This window comes from Pseudoxanthomonas wuyuanensis, from assembly GCF_900215535.1.
GTDB classification, from domain to species: domain Bacteria; phylum Pseudomonadota; class Gammaproteobacteria; order Xanthomonadales; family Xanthomonadaceae; genus Pseudoxanthomonas_A; species Pseudoxanthomonas_A wuyuanensis.
Genome location: NZ_OCND01000005.1, coordinates 316,063 through 332,385, shown reverse-complemented (window position 1 = coordinate 332,385; position 16,323 = coordinate 316,063). Strand labels below are relative to the sequence as shown.

Here is a 16,323-nt window from a genome sequence, read left to right as displayed (position 1 = left end):
AGTGAGGCCGAGGCGGCACAGGCTGTCAGGTTTCCAGCCAGAGGCAATCCGCCACCGGCGCGCACTGCCATGCAACTGCGCGCCGTCGATCACCAGAAACGGGAGGGAGTACGGTGCAAGTCCATATCGCAAGAACGGCGTTGTCGCTCGCATTGAGTGCGGCGTTGCTTGGCATGGCCAGCGCTTCAGCCATTGCCCAGGAGCAGGCGCAGCAAGAGGCAACGCCGTCCGCGGCCGCGCAGCCGGAGGCGGTCACCGAGCTGGACGGGGTATCGGTCACCGGCTACCGCCGCAGCCTTCAGTTCTCGACTGACGCCAAGCGCGATTCGACCGGCTTCACCGACTCGATCTTCGCCGAGGACATCGGCAAGTTTCCGGACCAGAACATCGCTGAATCGTTGAGCCGCGTTCCCGGCATCCAGCTCGGGCGTGACGTCAACGGCGAGGGCGTGAACGTCGCCATTCGCGGCCTGGGCACCAGCTTCACCAAGACAACGCTCAATGGAAGCTCCGTTGCCACCGCCTCCATCGGCCTCAACGCCCAGAACCAGAATCGCGAAGTCGATCTGAATCTGCTGCCGACCGAATTCTTCACCCAGCTGACGGTTCACAAGACGCCGATGGCCAGCCTGCTGGAAGGCGGGGTATCGGGCGTTGTGGACATGCGCAGCGCGCGGCCGTTCGACAACCCGGGCACGCACTTCACCTACCAGTTGCAGGCCGAATACAACGACATCAGCGAAAAGACCAGCCCGCGCGGCTCGATCATGGGCAGCTGGACGAATGAAGCCGGCACCTTCGGTGCGCTGGTTGGGGTTTCCTCGGTGCGTGGAAAGATTGGTGTCGAGGGCTTCGAAACTATCGGCTGGACGAATCCCGGCCTGACCTACAACCAATGCGGATTGACGCCGCCTACCGGGACCCCGGCCACCAACCAGCCGGCGGAGTGCAATATCAATGGCGGCGGCAACTGGCGCATTCCGGATACGGTGCCTGACAACGCATCCACCATTGGCGCAGGCTTAACACCGGGTGCACTCATTACCCGCGACATGTTGCTGGCCCTGAATCCCGGCTTGACCATCGACCAGATCAGCGATGCGTTGGTCCCGCGCTTGGGCCGGCCGGTGCACATGTCTGGCGACCGCGACCGCGACAGCGTGGTGGCTTCGTTCGAATGGAAGCCCAACGAGGACATGAGCTTCTACCTGGATACGATGTACTCCAAGGCGCGCCGCACCAACGAGCGTCTCGCCATCAACCTGGTCATGCGCAACTTCGCCGCCAATGGTGCCATCCCGATCGACATGCAGCTCGACGGCAATAACGTCATCACCAGCGCGACATTGGCCAATGCGCAGTTCTTCCTGGAAGCGCGGCCCTACTTCGAAGACGTGCAGTTCTGGAACATCAATCCGGGTGCGCAGATATTCTTTGGCGAGAACGACAACATCAAGCTGGATGTGCAGGCCAACCTGGGCCGCAGCTGGATGTTCCGTGAATCCCCTACCGTCCTGGTCAACACGCCGTTCACCACGATCCAGTACCTCAACCAGGGAGGCGACTTCCCCACCTGGCAGACCGACCTGGATCTGAACGACCCGAACCTCGGCTGGACCTGGGAAGGCGGGCGCGTCAACATTCAGAACGAAAAGCGGGTCACCGAAACCCAGGGTGCGCGCGCCGACCTGCAGTTCGGCGACGACAGAAGCAACATCACGGTGGGCATCGCCTATGACGAAGCCGAGCGTCGTATCCAAGGCTTCGACAATAGCGCGGCGTGGGAAGACGTTGCCTGCCGCGGGTTGAACCCCGACGGCTCCGTGCCCGATCCGCGGCTGCCATGTGCGGGCGGTCCGCTGGCGGCCGTACCGAACGCCAGCCTGGCGTCGTATCTGAAGCCTGGGCCGCACGGCTTCGTTACCGTCGATTTCGACCGTTTCAAACGCGACACGAACTACTACGAACTGCGCGACAACGCACCGGAATCCGGTGCCGCCAACACGGCGGCGTCCACCGGCGGCGTCCATGAGAAGAACCTGGGCTTGTATGTCGAGCTCAACGGCGAAGCGGATATCTTGGACCGCCCATTGCGCTTCAACGCCGGCGTACGCTACGTCACCACCGATCAGGAGACGCGCGGTCCGGTTCAAACCGGAACGGCCCGCAACTATGTCACCCTGAAGTCCGACTACAAGGAAGTGCTGCCATCGTTCAGTGCTGCGTGGGACGTGGCCGAAGACGTGGTGCTGCGTATGTCGGGCTCGCGCACGATGACCCGCCCGAACCCCAGTTACATGCTGCCGAACACCAACTTCAGCGATCCGGTGGCGCAGCAGGCGACCCGAGGCAATCCCGATCTGACGCCATACCTGTCCACCAACTTCGATATCGGTGGCGAGTGGTATACCGGCGATGAAGGCTTTATCGGTCTGACCCTGTTCGACAAGCGCATCGACGGCTTCACCGTACTGGGAACGCAGACCATTCCGTTCCGCGAGCTGGGCATTGCGTTCGAGGATCTGAACGACGGCCAGCGCGGTGCGATCAACGCGCGCGGTGGTCCCGATGCTGCGACGGTGACGGTGCAGCAGCAGGTCAATGCCGATGGAACCCTCAACATACGCGGCTGGGAAGCCATCTGGGTGCAGCCGCTCGACAAGTGGGTGAATGGCCTGGGCTTCATGGCCAACTACACCAAGATCAAGCAGTCGGCCGAAGGCGACGCACCGGCCGTGGCGGTGGGCGTGGCGCCGGATCTTTGGAATGCCACGGCCTATTGGGAAAACGATGTTGCCTCGGTGCGTCTGTCCTATACCTGGACCGATGACATGATTGCCTCCCAGACCAACGAGAACGGGATCCCGTACGCGCGGCGTACGATCGATGCGCGCGGCCAGCTCGACCTTTCTGCCAGCTACACCTTCACCTCGCTACCGACGGAGCCGCAAATCACGCTGAACGTCATCAACATCACTGGTGAACCGATGCGCCAGGCGTTCCATTGGGACAATGCCACGTACGAGTACTACGACCCGGGGACCACCGTCATGCTGGGGGTCCGGGGCAAGTTTTGAGCGCTGATCCATTTTCGCTTCCCTCCACGGTCCACTCCGGCGCCCCGGTGCCGGGTGGGCCGTCTTTTTCGGCGCGCCCAGCCGCATTGCGCGGGACAATGCCGCCGGCGATTGTCGCGCTGCGCGCCTGGATTGGGATAACTTGATCGCAATCGAATCGTCCAAGCTGTTTCCGCCACTCCGCCCGCAACGAGAACACTGTCGCCATGCATAGCACTTCGGAAAAGCTGTCGGTCATGGAGAAAGTGGGCTACAGCCTGGGCGACCTGGCGGCCAACCTGATCTTCCAGACGCTGGTGACGTTTCTGGCGTTCTTCTATACCGATGTGTACCGGATACCCGCCGGCACCGCCGCCACCATCATCTTTGTGGTCGGCCTGCTGGGAGCGTTCGTATTCACACCCATCATCGGCATCCTGGCCGACCGCACCAGCAGCCGCTGGGGCAAGTTCCGGCCCTGGATCCTGTGGACCTCGATTCCGTTCGGCGTGCTGTCGCTGCTGGCCTTCAGTACGCCGGACCTGGGTGCGCAGGGCAAGGTGATCTACGCATTGGTGACCTATACGCTGCTGGTGCTGGTCTACGCCGCCAACAATCTTCCCTATTCGGCCCTCAGCGGCGTGCTGACCGGCAACATGGGCCAGCGCAACAGCCTGTCGGCCTATCGCTTCGTGGCGGTGATGATTGCGCAGTTCATCATCCAGGTGCTGCTGCTGCCGCTGGTGCTGATCCTGGGCGGCGGCGACAAGGTCCAGGGGTTCCAGAACACGATCGCATTGTTCGCCGTGGTCGGCACGGCGTTCTTCCTGATCACGTTCTTCACCACGCGCGAACGCATCGTGCCTGCGCCGGAGCAGAAATCCGGCGTCCTGCAGGACCTGGGCGACCTGGCCAGAAACGGCCCGTGGCGGGTGATGCTGGCGTTGACCATCCTGGTGTTCGCCAACCTGGCGCTCAAGGGCGGCATGTACATCTACTACTTCCAGTACTACCTGAGCGAGCCGCACCTGGCCGCCTTCCTGCAGGGGGTGGGCTTCAACGGATTCATCGATGGCTTGAACGCGCTCCTGACCAGCGCCGGGTTGGCCGGATTCCAATGGCCGCAGGATGCGCCCACCTCGGCTTTCAGCCTGTTCAATGCCGGCGGCATCATCTTCATGATCGTCGGCATCGGCTTTTCCAGGCCGCTGGCCGACCGCTTCGGCAAGCGCGACGTGTTCGGCGGTGCGCTGTTCGCTTCCACGCTGTTCCTGCTGGCGTTCTATTTCTTCCCGCCCACCGCCATCGCGCTGGTGTTCGGTTCCTTCATCCTGCACGGCTTCTGCTACGGCATCACCATTCCGTTGCTGTGGGCGATGATTGCCGATGTGGCGGACTACTCGGAGTGGAAGAACAACCGCCGCGCCACCGCGATCATCTTCTCGGCCATGCTGTGCGGCCTGAAGATCGGCCTCAGCATCGGCGGCGCCCTGGTGGCCGGAATTCTGGCCGTATACGCCTACGAAGCCGGCGCAGCGGTGCAGCCGCCGCAAGCCGTCACCGGCATCCGCATGGCCATCAGCGTGTACTGCTCGCTGCCCTTCCTGGTGGCCGTCGCGCTGCTGTTCTGCTATCGCATCAACAAGGCCATGGAAACGCGCATCGAACAGGATCTGCGCATGCGCCGGCTGCAGGCCGGCGCGGCCCCATGACTGGCTTTCCTACTGAACAGGTACCCGTAATGTCCGACGAACCGGCGTCCGATCTTCATATGCTGGCCAGCCAGGCGATTTCGCAACCGCTGGTCACGCATATCTATACCGCCGATCCTTCGGCCCACGTATTCGAAGGCAGGATCTACGTCTATCCCTCCCATGATATCGATGCCGGCGTTCCCTTCGACGACGAAGGCAGCCACTTCGGCATGGAGGACTACCATGTGCTGCGCATGGATTCGCCCGATGGCGAGGCGGTGGATTGCGGCGTCGCCCTGCATGTGAAGGACGTGCCGTGGGCCGAGCGGCAGATGTGGGCGCCGGATGCCGCCTGCAAGGATGGCAAATACTTCCTCTACTTCCCTGCCAAGCGCGCCGATGGCAGGTTCCAGATTGGCGTGGCCACGGGCGACGGCCCCGCCGGCCCGTTCGCACCCGAGCCGGAGCCCATCGAAGGCAGCTACTCCATCGATCCGGCGGTGTTTAGCGATGGCGACGGCGCCAGCTACCTGTACTTCGGCGGCATCTGGGGCGGACAGCTGCAGAAGTACCGCGACAACGTCTACGACCCGGCGCATGGCGAGCCGGCCGACGACGCGCCGGCGCTGGGCCCGCGGGTGGCACGATTGAGCGATGACATGAAGCGTTTCGCCGAAGCGCCGCGCGAGATCGCGATCCTCGACGAAGCCGGCCAGCCGCTGCGGGCCGGCGACCACGCCCGCCGCTATTTCGAAGGACCGTGGGTGCACCGCTACCGCGGCAGGTACTACCTGTCCTACTCGACCGGCAATACCCACTTCATCTGCTATGCCGTGGGCGACAACCCGTACGGCCCGTTCACCTATCAGGGTAAGATCCTCACCCCGGTGGTCGGCTGGACCACCCATCACTCCATCTGCGAGTTCCAGGGCAGGTGGTATCTGTTCTATCACGACGCTCTGCTGTCGGGCGGGGTGACCCATCTGCGTTCGGTCAAGATGACCGAGCTGCATTACGACGAGCATGGCCGCATCATCACCATTCGCCCCTACGCCAACCGGCGCCCGGCCGCGCGTGCCGCGGAATGACGCAATGAGCGCCGCCGCGTGCGGCCCGCTGATCGCGATCGCCAGCGGGCCGTTGTCGGTGGATATTGCCGCGTCCGCAGGGGGCAGGATTGCGCAGATCCGGCAGGGCGGCGCCGAATGGCTGCTTGGCTACGGCGAACAGAACGCGGCGCCGATCGCCTGGGGCAGCTACCCGATGCTGCCATGGGCCGGGCGCATTCGCCACGGCCGGTTCGGTTTCCAGGGCAACCCCTATCAGTTGCCTTTGGACCATGGCGAACACGCCATCCACGGCGTTGGCTACAAGCTGCCATGGCAGGTGGTCGGGCATTCGCCCCGGCATGCCGAGCTTTCGCTGCAGCTGCCCTGCGATGCGCGCTGGCCGTTCGGCGGCAGCGCCTGGCAGCGTTTCGAAGTCGACGGGAACCGGTTGCGGATGGAGCTGTCGGTGACGGCCGGCGCGCAGGCGATGCCGGCGGTGATTGGCTGGCACCCGTGGTTCCGCAAGCCCGAGCGGATCGAGTTCGCGCCCACCCAGGCCTACCCGCGCGACCGCGACGGCATTGCCATCCTGCCGCTGGCGCCGCCGCCGCCGCGGCCATGGGACGACTGCTTCATCAATCGCGAACCGGTAATCCTCCACCGCGGCGGGCAGAGCGTGCGGCTGACGTCCGACTGCGCGCATTGGGTCGTCTACGACGAACGCGACGACGCCACCTGCGTGGAGCCGCAAAGCGGCCCGCCCGACGGCTTCAACCTTGGCCCCACCCGGCTTGCGCCCGGCGCGACCTGCGCGGCGTGGTTTCTGATGGAGTGGCTATGACGCGGAAGACCCGCGCAGGCACGCGCCGCCGGACTTCAGCCAAGCGCTTCGCGGCTGCCCTCCTCACAGGGTGATGGCCGTACGCACGGCATTTCCGCCTTGGCCAGGAAGTGGTCGACGGTCCGCGCCAGAAACTGGAAATAGAGATCGATGTAGCTGATCCCGTTGTGCCGGTCGATCACGTAGGGATTCATCAGCGTATGCCGCAGGATAAGCAGGCGATCTTCGGCGCAGTCCGATGCCGTGGACGGATCCAGGCCAAGCGCGCGCAGGATGCGATGCATCCCGTCTTCCCCCACCGCGTCCTGGCGCAGGCTGGTGATGGAGCCGAAGAACTCCTTCAGTTGCAGCGGTTGGCTGGGGTCGCAGCGCAGTACGCCGTGCAGCTTGCGCAGGAATGCATTGGCCACGCCGATGTCGGTATTGCCGGCCGGGTTGAGCGCCAGGCAGACCAGGTTGCTGTCCGGCGCAAACGGCACCAGTACGCGCAGGCGCGGCTGCATGTCCTGCGCGAATCGTTCCGCCCGCATCTGGAAGGCTTCGGCGGCCAGAATGGTCTGCGCCTGCAGACGCCCGAAGTTCGCGTAATCCAGCGGCAGCACCTTGTGGGTGACATAGGCCGCCGCGGCGCTGGCGCCGGGCTTGGATCCTTCGGGTATGAACTGGCCCAGGCTGCGGAAACGCGTCAGGTAGTCGTCTGCGCTGGCGGCGTGGAACACGTAGTCCGCCTCTTCGGTCAGCAGCGCCATCGCACGGTTGTCGCGGCACACGAATGCGCCCGATCCGTACGGCAGGTAGCCGAGCTTGTGCGGGTCCACCGTGACCGAATCGGTGCGCGCGATCGCGCCGAAGGCGGCATGGACCTCGGCCGCCGGAAACGCGCGGAATCCTTCGCGCACCGCGTCCAGGCTGCGCAGTCCGCCATCGGGCTGGCGGAACAGCGAAGCCAGATAGCCGCCCCAGGCGCCATCCACATGCACACTGAAGCCGAGTCCGCGCGCAGCATAGCGATCGCGCGCGTCGGCCACGCCGTCGACCGGATCGACGGTGCCGTACTCGGTAGTGCCCAGCACCGCAACCGCCAGCAGCACCGGCTGCCGCTGCCGCAGGCAATCGGCCAGCGTTTCCTCCAGCGCCGCAAGATCCAGGCGCATGCCGCGCTCGGGCAGCAGCCGCAGCTGGCCGCGGCCAAGACCCAACAGCTTGACGCCCTTGCTCCACGAGTAGTGGGCGGTCACCGGCGCCAGTACCACCGGCGTGCGCAGCTGCGGATGCCGCGCGAAGAATCTCGCCAGGCCATGCTGTTCGAGCCGTTCGGCCGCCACAGCCGCCTGCCAGCGGCGCCGTGCCGGTGCAGCTTGCAGCGCCAACCATGCCTGCCAACGCCCCAGCAGCCCGATGGCGGCGGCCGGCGCAAGATTGAATGCGCTTTCGTCATCGTCCGGCACGCCGATTTCGGGCACCTTGGCCGCGCGCAGCGCCACCGGAAAGGCTTTCAACGCCAGTGCCAGCCGCAAGGCCTGATAGTTGGCCAGCGTGCCGCCCGAGGTCAGGTGCCCGAACGCGCAGTCCTGGCGCGCCGGATCGTGCGGATAGCCGAGCATCCGCGCCAGCTGCAGGCCGACCTGCACCTCCAGATCGACGGTGACCGGCGCGGCATCTTCGCTGACGTTGTTCGGGTTGTAGGGCAGCGTCAGCATCTGCGCCGCCAGGCCCGGGATGAGCAAATCCGAGACCATGTGCCCCAGATAGCGCGGGCTGTGGAACGGCACCGACTTCTTCAGCGCCGCCGACAGCTGGTGCAGCTCGCGCCGCAGCCGCGCTTCGAATGCCTGGTAGTCCGGATGGTGCGCGGCGCTGGTCGGGATGGCCGGCGGATCCTCGGGGTGAAAATTGCGCCGCCAGTAGACGTGATCCCGCAGGAACTCGACCACCAGCTTCTCCAGCAGGCTGTCGTTCTCGCCGTAGGGCCCCAGGAAACAGGCATCCAGCGCCGGATGGGTTTCGGTATCGATGGACATGGACGGTTCCTGCTCTGGCGGGCCGACGCGGCGGCGATCCGCAGCGGCGCTGACGATGGCAGACAGCCTATGCCGCCAACCGGTCATGTCCCTTGATTCTGATCAAGGCCGGACCGGATTGCGCTATTGGCTACGCTTGCGCGGCCTGGGGCGCGTGCGCGGCTTGCCGCCGTCGCGCGGGGAGGCGTCCCTGGCCGCGAGGCCGCCGCTGCCGTTCATCTGTTGCAGCCATGACAGGGCATCGACATACGCAAGGAACTGCTGGAGATAACCGGGCGAGAGTTCGCGCATCAGCGTCAGCGAGCGGTGGACCAGGCTGCCGGAGTTGAGCGGGCCGGCGGTCATGGGCGAAGGTTCCAGCGAACGCCGCACCTGGCTGGCCGTACGTACGCTGGCCCAGATCTTGCGGAAGTCGTGCAGTGCGTCCAGTTGCGGAAACGCGGAGCCGGATGCGCCGCTGTCTGCCGCGCCGCCATCGCGGGCCGCGGCGCGGCTGGCGAGGCCGTCGACCAATGCGCCCAGCGCACCGCGCGCCGGCGCCGTGCGGCGCCCGCGGTCCGGGGCCTTGAACGCGGTCCGCTCCAGCGCGCCGGCGTAGTCCTGGATCAGGCCCGACAGCTTGCCTTCCAGTGCGCGCCGCGTCTGGCCGCCATGATCGTTGGCGCGCCGGTGCAATGCCTCCATGTAGTGGAAGGCAACGGGATCCATGCGGTCGGCGCCTTGTTCGCGCCAGGCAGCGAGGACCGCGTGACCGGGCATCTGCTTACCGCGCATCGGACGACAGGGCTGCGCGATGCAGCCTTGGGACCGGAGCGATTTCCACGCGCCGGTTGTTGGCCCGTCCTGCCTCGTCGGCGTTGGAACTCACCGGCTGTTCGGCGCCGAACGCAGCGGCGAAGACCGACGAGGCGGGGACGCCTTCGGCGATCAACGCGCGGGTCACGGTCAGCGCGCGCTGGGCGGACAGCTCCCAGTTGTCGGCAAAGCGGCGGTTGCTGCCGCGAACCTGGCGGTCATCGGTGAAGCCGCTGACCATCAGCACCTCGTCGCGCGCGCGCAGATAGCCCGCCAACGGCGCCGCCAGGCTCTTGAGCACATCCCGTCCTTCCGGCTGCAACTGATCGGAGTTGAGCGCGAACAGCACGTTGCCGCGGATACCGATGCGTCCGTCGGCAAGCGTGATCCGGCCGGCGGCCAACGGCCCGGCCAGCGCCTGCTCCAGGGTCTGGCGGCGCTGCGTTTCGAGCTTGCGCTGCGCGATTTCTTCCTTGAGCTTTATTTCCAGCTGCAGCTGCACCGCGATGACGCCGACCAGGATCAGCACGAATGCGCCCAGCAGTATCGACATCAGGTCGCCGAAGGCGGCCCAGACCGGTGCCGAAGCATCGCCGTCGTCGTGGACATCGGTGTTGATGTCCAGGCTCATGCCGCCTCGGCCTCCGCCGATGCGCGCTGGCCGGAAAGCTGCTGCAGGTCTTCGATGATCTGCCGCTGCGCGAGCATGCTCAGGTCGATGACCTCCCTGGCCTGCGCGACGTAGTACGCCAGTTGTTCGTCGCTGCGCGTCAGCGACTTCTCCAGCGCGTCTTCTATCCCCTGCAGGCGGTTGGCCAGCGTGTGGTTCGATTCGCCGAAACTCCGCGCGGCGGCGGCGAAGGCCTCGCCCAGGCTTGCCACATCGACCGCGCCCACGGTGAGCTGATCCGCGACCGCGCCGAGCTTGCCGGTCTCGGCCTCGATGTGGTCGGTGAAGCGGCTGCCAACGCGGTCCAGCAGATCCGCCGAGGCCGCGACCAGCGCATCGATGGCCGCGCGCTGTTCGGTCGAGGCATGGTTGACCGCGGCCAGCAGGGTTTCCAGCGTGCCCATCAGCTGGGTGCGTTCCTCCAGCATCGCGGTATCGCGCACCATGCTGTCGGAAAGCTTCTGGCGCAGCTCGGCGATGACCTCGGCGGCAGCCTTGGGCGCTTCCGAGGCGGCATCGACCAGCCGGGAAATCTGCGCGATGGTCTGGCTGGCGTGCGCCTGCGTGCGTGCGCCAATCTCGTCGGCGGTCCGCGCAAGGACGTCGCAGATGTCCTGATTGCGGCGCGCGCTGTCTGCGCCTGCCTGCGCCCAATCCTCGCGCAGGGCCGCGGCCATCGCGGCCAGCGATTCGCTCCAGGCCGCCAGCCGCTGCTGGTCCTGCGCGGCCAGCGCCGTCGTCAGTTCGGCATGCGATTGATCCACGGCGCGCAGCAGCGATGCCGCATGTTGCTCGAAGCCGGCGGCGGCGGCGGCCAGCGCGTCCTGGTTTCCGGCCGCCAGCGCCGCGTTGACGTCCTGTTGCCGCGCCAGCGCCTGGCTCCACGCGTCGGCCACGTTGCCGGCGGTGGCATCGAGACGGGCGGCGACGCCCTCCAGCAGACCGGCCGAGCGCTGTTCGAACGTGGCGCCGAAACGATCCAGTGCGCCGCGCAGATCCCCGGTAAGCGCTTGGTTGGTTTGCCGCTGCGCGGCCAGCGACTGGTTCCAGATATCGGCCACAGTGGCCGTGCTGGCTTCAAACCCGTTCGACAGCGCCTGCAGCTGCCGCTCCACGGCCTGGGCGACGGTGTCGCGCAGCGCGGCGGTTTCGCGCGCCATTGCGGCCATCGTCGTGGCCATGACCGGCTGCAGGGCCTCGCTGGCGGCGCGGACGCTGTCGGCGATGCTGTTCTGCAACGACTGCTCCACGGAAGCGGCCAGTTGCGCGTAGACGGCCTCGGTCCGCTCATGGAACGCATTCTGGCTGGCGGATTGCCGTTCGGCTGCAGCCAGGTTTTGCTGCTCGATGGCGGCCATCATCATCTGCAGCCGGTCGATCAGCGCCGGCATCAGCTCGGTCTGCCGCTGCAGCAGCCTGAAGGTTTCCTCGCGGTGGTGGGATTGCGAATGCACGCGCAAACGGGTGGCGATCTGCGCATCCAGCGCCTGCACCGCCTGCAGCCGCTCGCGCCTGCGCAGGGCCGACAGCAGGCCCAGCATCGCCGATGTGGCCACGCCCGCGATCGACGTGCCGAACGCGAACCCGAGCCCCTTCACCGGCGCCGCCAACGAGTCGCGGATCGCCTGCAGATCGGTGGCCGTTTCCAGCGCCATGCCGGTGCCTCTGAGCATCGCCATCATGCCCAGCAGCGTGCCCAGCATGCCCAGCAACACCAGCAGGCCGACCAGGTATGGCGTCAATGCCGGCCCGGGCAGGGCAACCCGCTGGCCTTCGATGCGCTGGCGCACCGCGTTGCGCAGGGACGGATGCAATTGGTCCAGCCAGTCCTCCAGATGGGACGGCGGTGCGGCCAGGCCGGCCAGGCCGCTTTCCAGCGTGGCGGTGGCCTGCCGGTAGCGCAGCAGCTCCAGTCCGCCGGCCACGTAGCCGGCGCCGATCAGCAGGGTGACGGCCAATCCCAACGGGTTCGAGCCCAGGTAACCGGCGCCGATCCAGCACACCGCAAGCAGGCCGAGAGAGAAAACAACAAGATCAAGCAGATATCTGAACATGACGTCCTTGGGAATGGCTGCGAAGCGCTGCAAGCAGGCCTTCCAGCGGTAGAAAACGGACATCCAGCTCGGCAAGCAGCACGTTCTGCATGTCCCTGCGAAACACATCCAGCCACGCCTCGGCGTCGCCCGGCGCCTGCGGGTTGTTGCGGACTTCGTGTGCGGCCAGGCGCAGGCGCTCGAAGTGCTCCCCGAGCAGGTTGGGAACCGTGGCCAGCAGCGCCTGTTCGCGCGGGCTCAGCACCTGCTCCATGAACGCATCCAGTTCCGCCAGCCGCGCCATGTCCGCCGATGTCCTGGCCAGCATGTCGCGCAGGCGCCCGCGCAGTCGGCCGGTGGCGGTCAGCATGGCGCGCTGCATGGCCAGATAGTGCTTGCGGAAGACCGCGTAGTCGGCTTCTGCCGGCACGCCAGGGACTGCACCGGGCAGACCGGCAGGACCGGAGTGCGCGGGAGCGGCCAGTCCATCACCGCAGGCGATCGCGCCGGTCAACGTCGCCCGCGCATCGGCGCATGCGGCTTCTTCGGCACCGTCGAAGACCGGCCCTGCCGGCCCTGCCGCAGCCGGCCGACCGTCGAGCACCCTGGACAGCGCCACGGCCCGCGTCCAGTCGATCCACTCGCTCAACCGCTCCGGCAGCGATGGACAGGACGGCGGAACGCCGCCGTCGGTGAGGCGGGCAAGCAGGCGAATGAACGTCGGGCCACGAACCAGTGCCCGTTGAGAAGCTTCCAAGATGCGGCAGGCCAAAAAAACGGCCATTTTACAGGGAGCCGCCGTGAGGGGGGCGATGGGCCACCGCGAAAGGCAGGGGAGGACGAGCCGTGAATGATGATTGCGGCCCCATGCCGTGCGCAGTGGGCGCCATGCCGCCGATGGCCAGTAAGATGCCTGCATATCCGCCGGAATGCTCGCGTGGCTAAACGCACACACCCTTACCTGTACAGTGCCGCGTTCCGCCCTGGGCTGGAACTGGACCATCAGGCGTATCCATTCAATATTCCCGCCGTTCGGGAAATGGATTGCATCGAGTTCCACCCGAACGTCACGTTTCTGGTCGGCGAGAACGGCGCCGGCAAGTCCACGGTGCTCGAAGCCATCGCGCTGGCACTGGGTTTTGGGCCCGAGGGAGGGACGAAGAATGTCCAGTTCAGGACGGTCGAGTCCGTCTCTCCCTTGTCCGACGCCCTCCGTCTTTCGCGCGGTACGCCGGCACCGCGCGACGGTTATTTCCTCAGGGCCGAAAGCTTCTTCAATGTCGCCTCGTACATGGACGAGGTGGGCTATACCGATGCCTACGGCGGTTCGCTGCATGCCCGCTCCCACGGCGAATCCTTCATGGCCGTACTGGTGAGCAAACTGCGGGGAAACGGCATCTATCTGTTCGACGAACCGGAAGCCGCCCTCTCGCCCAGTCGCCAGCTGGCGGCCTTGCGCGCCATCCACCAGCTTGTCGAAGACCACTCGCAACTCATCATCGCCACGCACTCGCCGATCCTGCTCTCGTATCCGTTCGCCAAGATCGTCCTCTTCGACCGCAGCGGCGTCAGCGAAGTGTCCTACCAGGACACAGAACACTATGCGATCACCCGCGATTTCCTGAACCACTATCCGCGAAGGCTGGAACAATTGCTGTCGGACGAAGATGCCTGACCGGGCGTGGGTTCACTGAAGCGAGATTTCCGCTTCTGGCCGGGAACTGCGTGATCGTATGGGGAAGCTTTCGACTCAGGCGGTGTGAAAACTCCACGCGTCTGGCGAACACCTGCCTTGTACGCCGATGTGGAGCGGCCCACCGAACTCGAATGTTTTCAAATCGACGTACGTACCTGACTTTCGGACAGTCTTTGTCCAGCAATCACTGCAGGTCCGAGTTTTTCACACGGCCTCGGCCGAAAGCGGACATCCGGAAGCTTGGCGCTTCGTCCGTCTCACTCGAATCTGACCAGATTCAGCGCCGGCAGCGGGCCTCCGGGAAACTGCACCAGCTGCCTGCTTACCGCGAGCGAGCTAGCCGGGAATACGCGCGATCACCTTGATCTCGAAATCGAAGCCGTAAAGCCACGTCACCCCGATGCCGGTCAGCGTGGGATGCGGGGCCTCGCCCCAGAACTCGGGCACGATCTCCCATGCCTTCTCGAAGTTCTTTTCCGGATCGACGATGAAGACAGTCACGTCCACCACATCGTCGAACGTGCAGCCGGCCTCGGCCAGGATGGCGTTGAGGTTGCGGAAGGCCAGGCGCACCTGCTGCCCGAAGTCCGGCTCGGGCGAGCCGTCCTCGCGGCTGCCCACCTGCCCGGACACGAACAGGAAGCCGTTGGCGCGCACGGCCGGCGAATAGCGGTTGCGTTCGTAGAGGGCCCGGCGGCCCGGGGGAAAGACCACATCGCGGGTGTTCATGGGGAGTTCCTCGCGGGGCAGGCGGCCCCGGTACATGCCGGTCACTCTAGGCAGGTGCAGCCGGCGGATAAACACGCCAAACGCGGGATCACTGTTTGTAGAATCCAAACAATCCCGTCCCCTGGAGCTCGCATGGACCGTATCGACGCAATGCAGGCCTTCGTCCGCGTCGTGGAAACCGGCAGCTTCACCAAGGCCGCCGACACGCTGCAGGCCAGCAGGACGCGCGTGACGCAGCTGGTGCAGCAACTGGAAGCGCACCTGCGGGTGAAGCTGCTTCACCGCACCACGCGCAAGGTCAATGTCACCGCCGATGGCGCCGCCTACTACGAGCGCGTCGTGCGCCTGCTGGCCGACCTGGACGATGCCGAGACCAGCCTGTCGGCCGCATCGGCATCGCCGCGCGGACGGCTGCGCGTGGATGTGCCCGCGCCGTTGGCCAGTCTGGTCCTGGTACCCGCCCTGCCCGAGTTCCATGCGCGCTACCCCGACATCCAGCTGGATCTGGGTGCCAGCGACCGCAAGGTGGACCTGATCGACGAGAACGTGGACTGCGTGGCGCGCGGCGGCGAACTTACCGAGCCGTCGTTGCGCGCGCGCCATGTGGCGGACCTGCGACTGGGGGTGTATGCCGCGCCCGATTACCTGGCGCGTGCAGGCAGGCCAGCGCATCCGCAGGTATTGGAAACCGGCCACCACCGCATCATCGGCTATCGCGGTTCGCGCGCAGGCGCGCCGCTGGCGTATGCGATGCGACGTGGCGACGAGCAGGTGCGCGTGCATGGCCGCTATGCGCTGTCTGTGGACGACGGCAATGCCTATCTCGCAGCCGGCATCGCGGGACTGGGCGTGCTGTGGCTGCCGCAGTACATGGCGCAGGCACCGTTGGCGCACGCCCAGCTGGTGCCGCTGTTCGAAGACTGGCAGATCGATCCGATGCCGATGTACGTGGCCTTCCCGCCCAGCCGGCATGTCAGCCGCAAGCTGCGCGTGTTCATCGACTGGATAGTGGAGCTGATGGCCCAGCATGCGCCGGCCATCCAGCCACCGCGCTAGCCCGCATTCCTGCGAAGGCCGGCAGGACGCAGCACAGACATGAAGCGCTGCTAAGGGCACAAAAAAGGGAAGGCGCCAGCGCGTCTTCCCGCCACAAATTTATATAACAGCGAGGGGCTTGCGGCAAGCCCGGGTGCGCGCTGCAGTATCGCCGGCCTGCCGACATGGCAGCCCACCGGAGCGGCACCACGATGAGCGATACCGAGACCTACTACCACGGCACCAAGGCGAAGCTGGCGCCCGGCGACCTGATCGCCCCCGGTTACGCCTCCAACTTCGGCAAGCGCAGGACCGCCAGGTATGTCTATCTGAGCGCCACGCTGGAAGCGGCCACCTGGGGCGCGGAGCTGGCAGTCGGCGAAGGTCGCGGCCACATCTACATCGTCGAGGCGACCGGGCCGTTCGAAGACGATCCCAACCTCACCAACCAACGCTTCCCCGGCAACCCCACCCGGTCCTACCGCACCCGCGACCCGCTACGCGTACTCGGCGAAGTCACCGACTGGGTCGGCCACACATCCGAACAGCTCAAGGCCATGCGCGACCACCTGGCCGAACTGGATCGGCAAGGTGTCGAGGCGATCGAGGACTAGAACCTGTTCACGCTCTGTCGTGAGCGAAAGCAGGGACATGGGCAGGTTCTGAGGCGCGCGCTCCGCTTTCATCGCCAGGCCACAAGCGAG

At 65.9% G+C, this 16,323-nt stretch carries 13 protein-coding genes; 7 read left to right on the top strand and 6 right to left on the bottom strand.

All coding sequences use genetic code 11. From position 1 onward, the window contains the following. Window positions 1-113: 113 nt before the first annotated feature. From CRO39_RS12520 to CRO39_RS12505, 4 genes are all read left to right on the top strand, one after another. On the top strand, window positions 114-3,077 hold the full coding sequence (locus tag CRO39_RS12520) for a TonB-dependent receptor (protein WP_162125820.1): 2,964 nt from the start codon (window positions 114-116) through the stop codon (window positions 3,075-3,077). A 206-nt stretch (window positions 3,078-3,283) separates the two neighbouring features. Then, window positions 3,284-4,768 carry an MFS transporter gene (locus CRO39_RS12515; RefSeq protein ID WP_097122269.1) on the top strand — a complete coding sequence of 495 codons (1,485 nt, stop codon included), beginning with the start codon at window positions 3,284-3,286 and terminating at the stop codon, window positions 4,766-4,768. A 29-nt stretch (window positions 4,769-4,797) separates the two neighbouring features. After that, window positions 4,798-5,838, top strand: coding sequence for a glycoside hydrolase family 43 protein (locus tag CRO39_RS12510; protein ID WP_097122268.1), 1,041 nt, complete (start codon window positions 4,798-4,800; stop codon window positions 5,836-5,838). 4 nt (window positions 5,839-5,842) lie between these two features. After that, window positions 5,843-6,640: an aldose 1-epimerase gene (locus CRO39_RS12505; RefSeq protein ID WP_238394636.1), complete on the top strand. Its 798-nt coding sequence runs from the start codon at window positions 5,843-5,845 to the stop codon at window positions 6,638-6,640. Between the two features lie 35 nt (window positions 6,641-6,675). On the opposite strand, the gene CRO39_RS12500 is transcribed toward CRO39_RS12505, so the two are convergent. The 5 genes from CRO39_RS12500 to CRO39_RS12480 form a co-directional block, all read right to left on the bottom strand. Further along, on the bottom strand, window positions 6,676-8,661 hold the full coding sequence (locus tag CRO39_RS12500; protein WP_097122314.1) for a pyridoxal phosphate-dependent decarboxylase family protein: 1,986 nt from the start codon (window positions 8,659-8,661) through the stop codon (window positions 6,676-6,678). Between the two features lie 123 nt (window positions 8,662-8,784). Continuing rightward, entirely contained in the window at window positions 8,785-9,420 is a 636-nt protein-coding gene (locus CRO39_RS12495) for a DUF2894 domain-containing protein (RefSeq protein ID WP_425479692.1), read from the bottom strand. Between the two features lie 4 nt (window positions 9,421-9,424). After that, window positions 9,425-10,087, bottom strand: a complete 663-nt coding sequence (locus CRO39_RS12490; RefSeq protein ID WP_425479691.1) for an OmpA family protein — start codon at window positions 10,085-10,087, stop codon at window positions 9,425-9,427. Further along, a complete protein-coding gene (locus CRO39_RS12485; RefSeq protein WP_097122265.1) occupies window positions 10,084-12,180 on the bottom strand; it encodes a DUF802 domain-containing protein in 2,097 nt (698 codons plus the stop codon). Before CRO39_RS12485 ends, CRO39_RS12490 begins: the two co-directional genes overlap by 4 nt. Further along, complete coding sequence (locus CRO39_RS12480; RefSeq protein ID WP_097122312.1) at window positions 12,161-12,919, bottom strand: DUF3348 domain-containing protein; 759 nt, start codon at window positions 12,917-12,919, stop codon at window positions 12,161-12,163. The genes CRO39_RS12485 and CRO39_RS12480 overlap by 20 nt, the downstream gene beginning before the upstream one ends. 177 nt (window positions 12,920-13,096) lie before the next feature. Between CRO39_RS12480 and CRO39_RS12475 the strand changes: the two genes are divergently transcribed. Next, entirely contained in the window at window positions 13,097-13,834 is a 738-nt protein-coding gene (locus CRO39_RS12475) for an AAA family ATPase (protein ID WP_202926312.1), read from the top strand. A gap of 357 nt (window positions 13,835-14,191) precedes the next feature. Here the strand turns inward: CRO39_RS12475 and CRO39_RS12470 are convergent, their stop codons facing one another. Beyond that, the gene (locus tag CRO39_RS12470) at window positions 14,192-14,584 is read right to left on the bottom strand and encodes a RidA family protein (RefSeq protein ID WP_097122310.1); all 393 of its coding nucleotides are present in this window, start codon (window positions 14,582-14,584) and stop codon (window positions 14,192-14,194) included. A gap of 132 nt (window positions 14,585-14,716) precedes the next feature. Between CRO39_RS12470 and CRO39_RS12465 the strand changes: the two genes are divergently transcribed. Continuing rightward, entirely contained in the window at window positions 14,717-15,640 is a 924-nt protein-coding gene (locus tag CRO39_RS12465; protein WP_097122264.1) for a LysR family transcriptional regulator, read from the top strand. A 164-nt stretch (window positions 15,641-15,804) separates the two neighbouring features. After that, the gene (gene arr, locus CRO39_RS12460; protein ID WP_097122263.1) at window positions 15,805-16,233 is read left to right on the top strand and encodes an NAD(+)--rifampin ADP-ribosyltransferase; all 429 of its coding nucleotides are present in this window, start codon (window positions 15,805-15,807) and stop codon (window positions 16,231-16,233) included. The last annotated feature ends 90 nt before the right edge of the window (window positions 16,234-16,323 follow it).

Excerpts from the sequence above, each read along its gene's own strand:
- CRO39_RS12490 (WP_425479691.1), bottom strand. The coding sequence starts at position 10,087 with ATGAGCCTGGACATCAACACCGATGTCCACGACGACGGCGATGCTTCG.
- CRO39_RS12515 (WP_097122269.1), top strand. The coding sequence starts at position 3,284 with ATGCATAGCACTTCGGAAAAGCTGTCGGTCATGGAGAAAGTGGGCTAC.
- CRO39_RS12495 (WP_425479692.1), bottom strand. The coding sequence starts at position 9,420 with ATGCCCGGTCACGCGGTCCTCGCTGCCTGGCGCGAACAAGGCGCCGAC.
- CRO39_RS12465 (WP_097122264.1), top strand. The coding sequence starts at position 14,717 with ATGGACCGTATCGACGCAATGCAGGCCTTCGTCCGCGTCGTGGAAACC.
- CRO39_RS12500 (WP_097122314.1), bottom strand. The coding sequence starts at position 8,661 with ATGTCCATCGATACCGAAACCCATCCGGCGCTGGATGCCTGTTTCCTG.
- arr (WP_097122263.1), top strand. The coding sequence starts at position 15,805 with ATGGCAGCCCACCGGAGCGGCACCACGATGAGCGATACCGAGACCTAC.
- CRO39_RS12510 (WP_097122268.1), top strand. The coding sequence starts at position 4,798 with ATGTCCGACGAACCGGCGTCCGATCTTCATATGCTGGCCAGCCAGGCG.
- CRO39_RS12470 (WP_097122310.1), bottom strand. The coding sequence starts at position 14,584 with ATGAACACCCGCGATGTGGTCTTTCCCCCGGGCCGCCGGGCCCTCTAC.
- CRO39_RS12505 (WP_238394636.1), top strand. The coding sequence starts at position 5,843 with ATGAGCGCCGCCGCGTGCGGCCCGCTGATCGCGATCGCCAGCGGGCCG.
- CRO39_RS12485 (WP_097122265.1), bottom strand. The coding sequence starts at position 12,180 with ATGTTCAGATATCTGCTTGATCTTGTTGTTTTCTCTCTCGGCCTGCTT.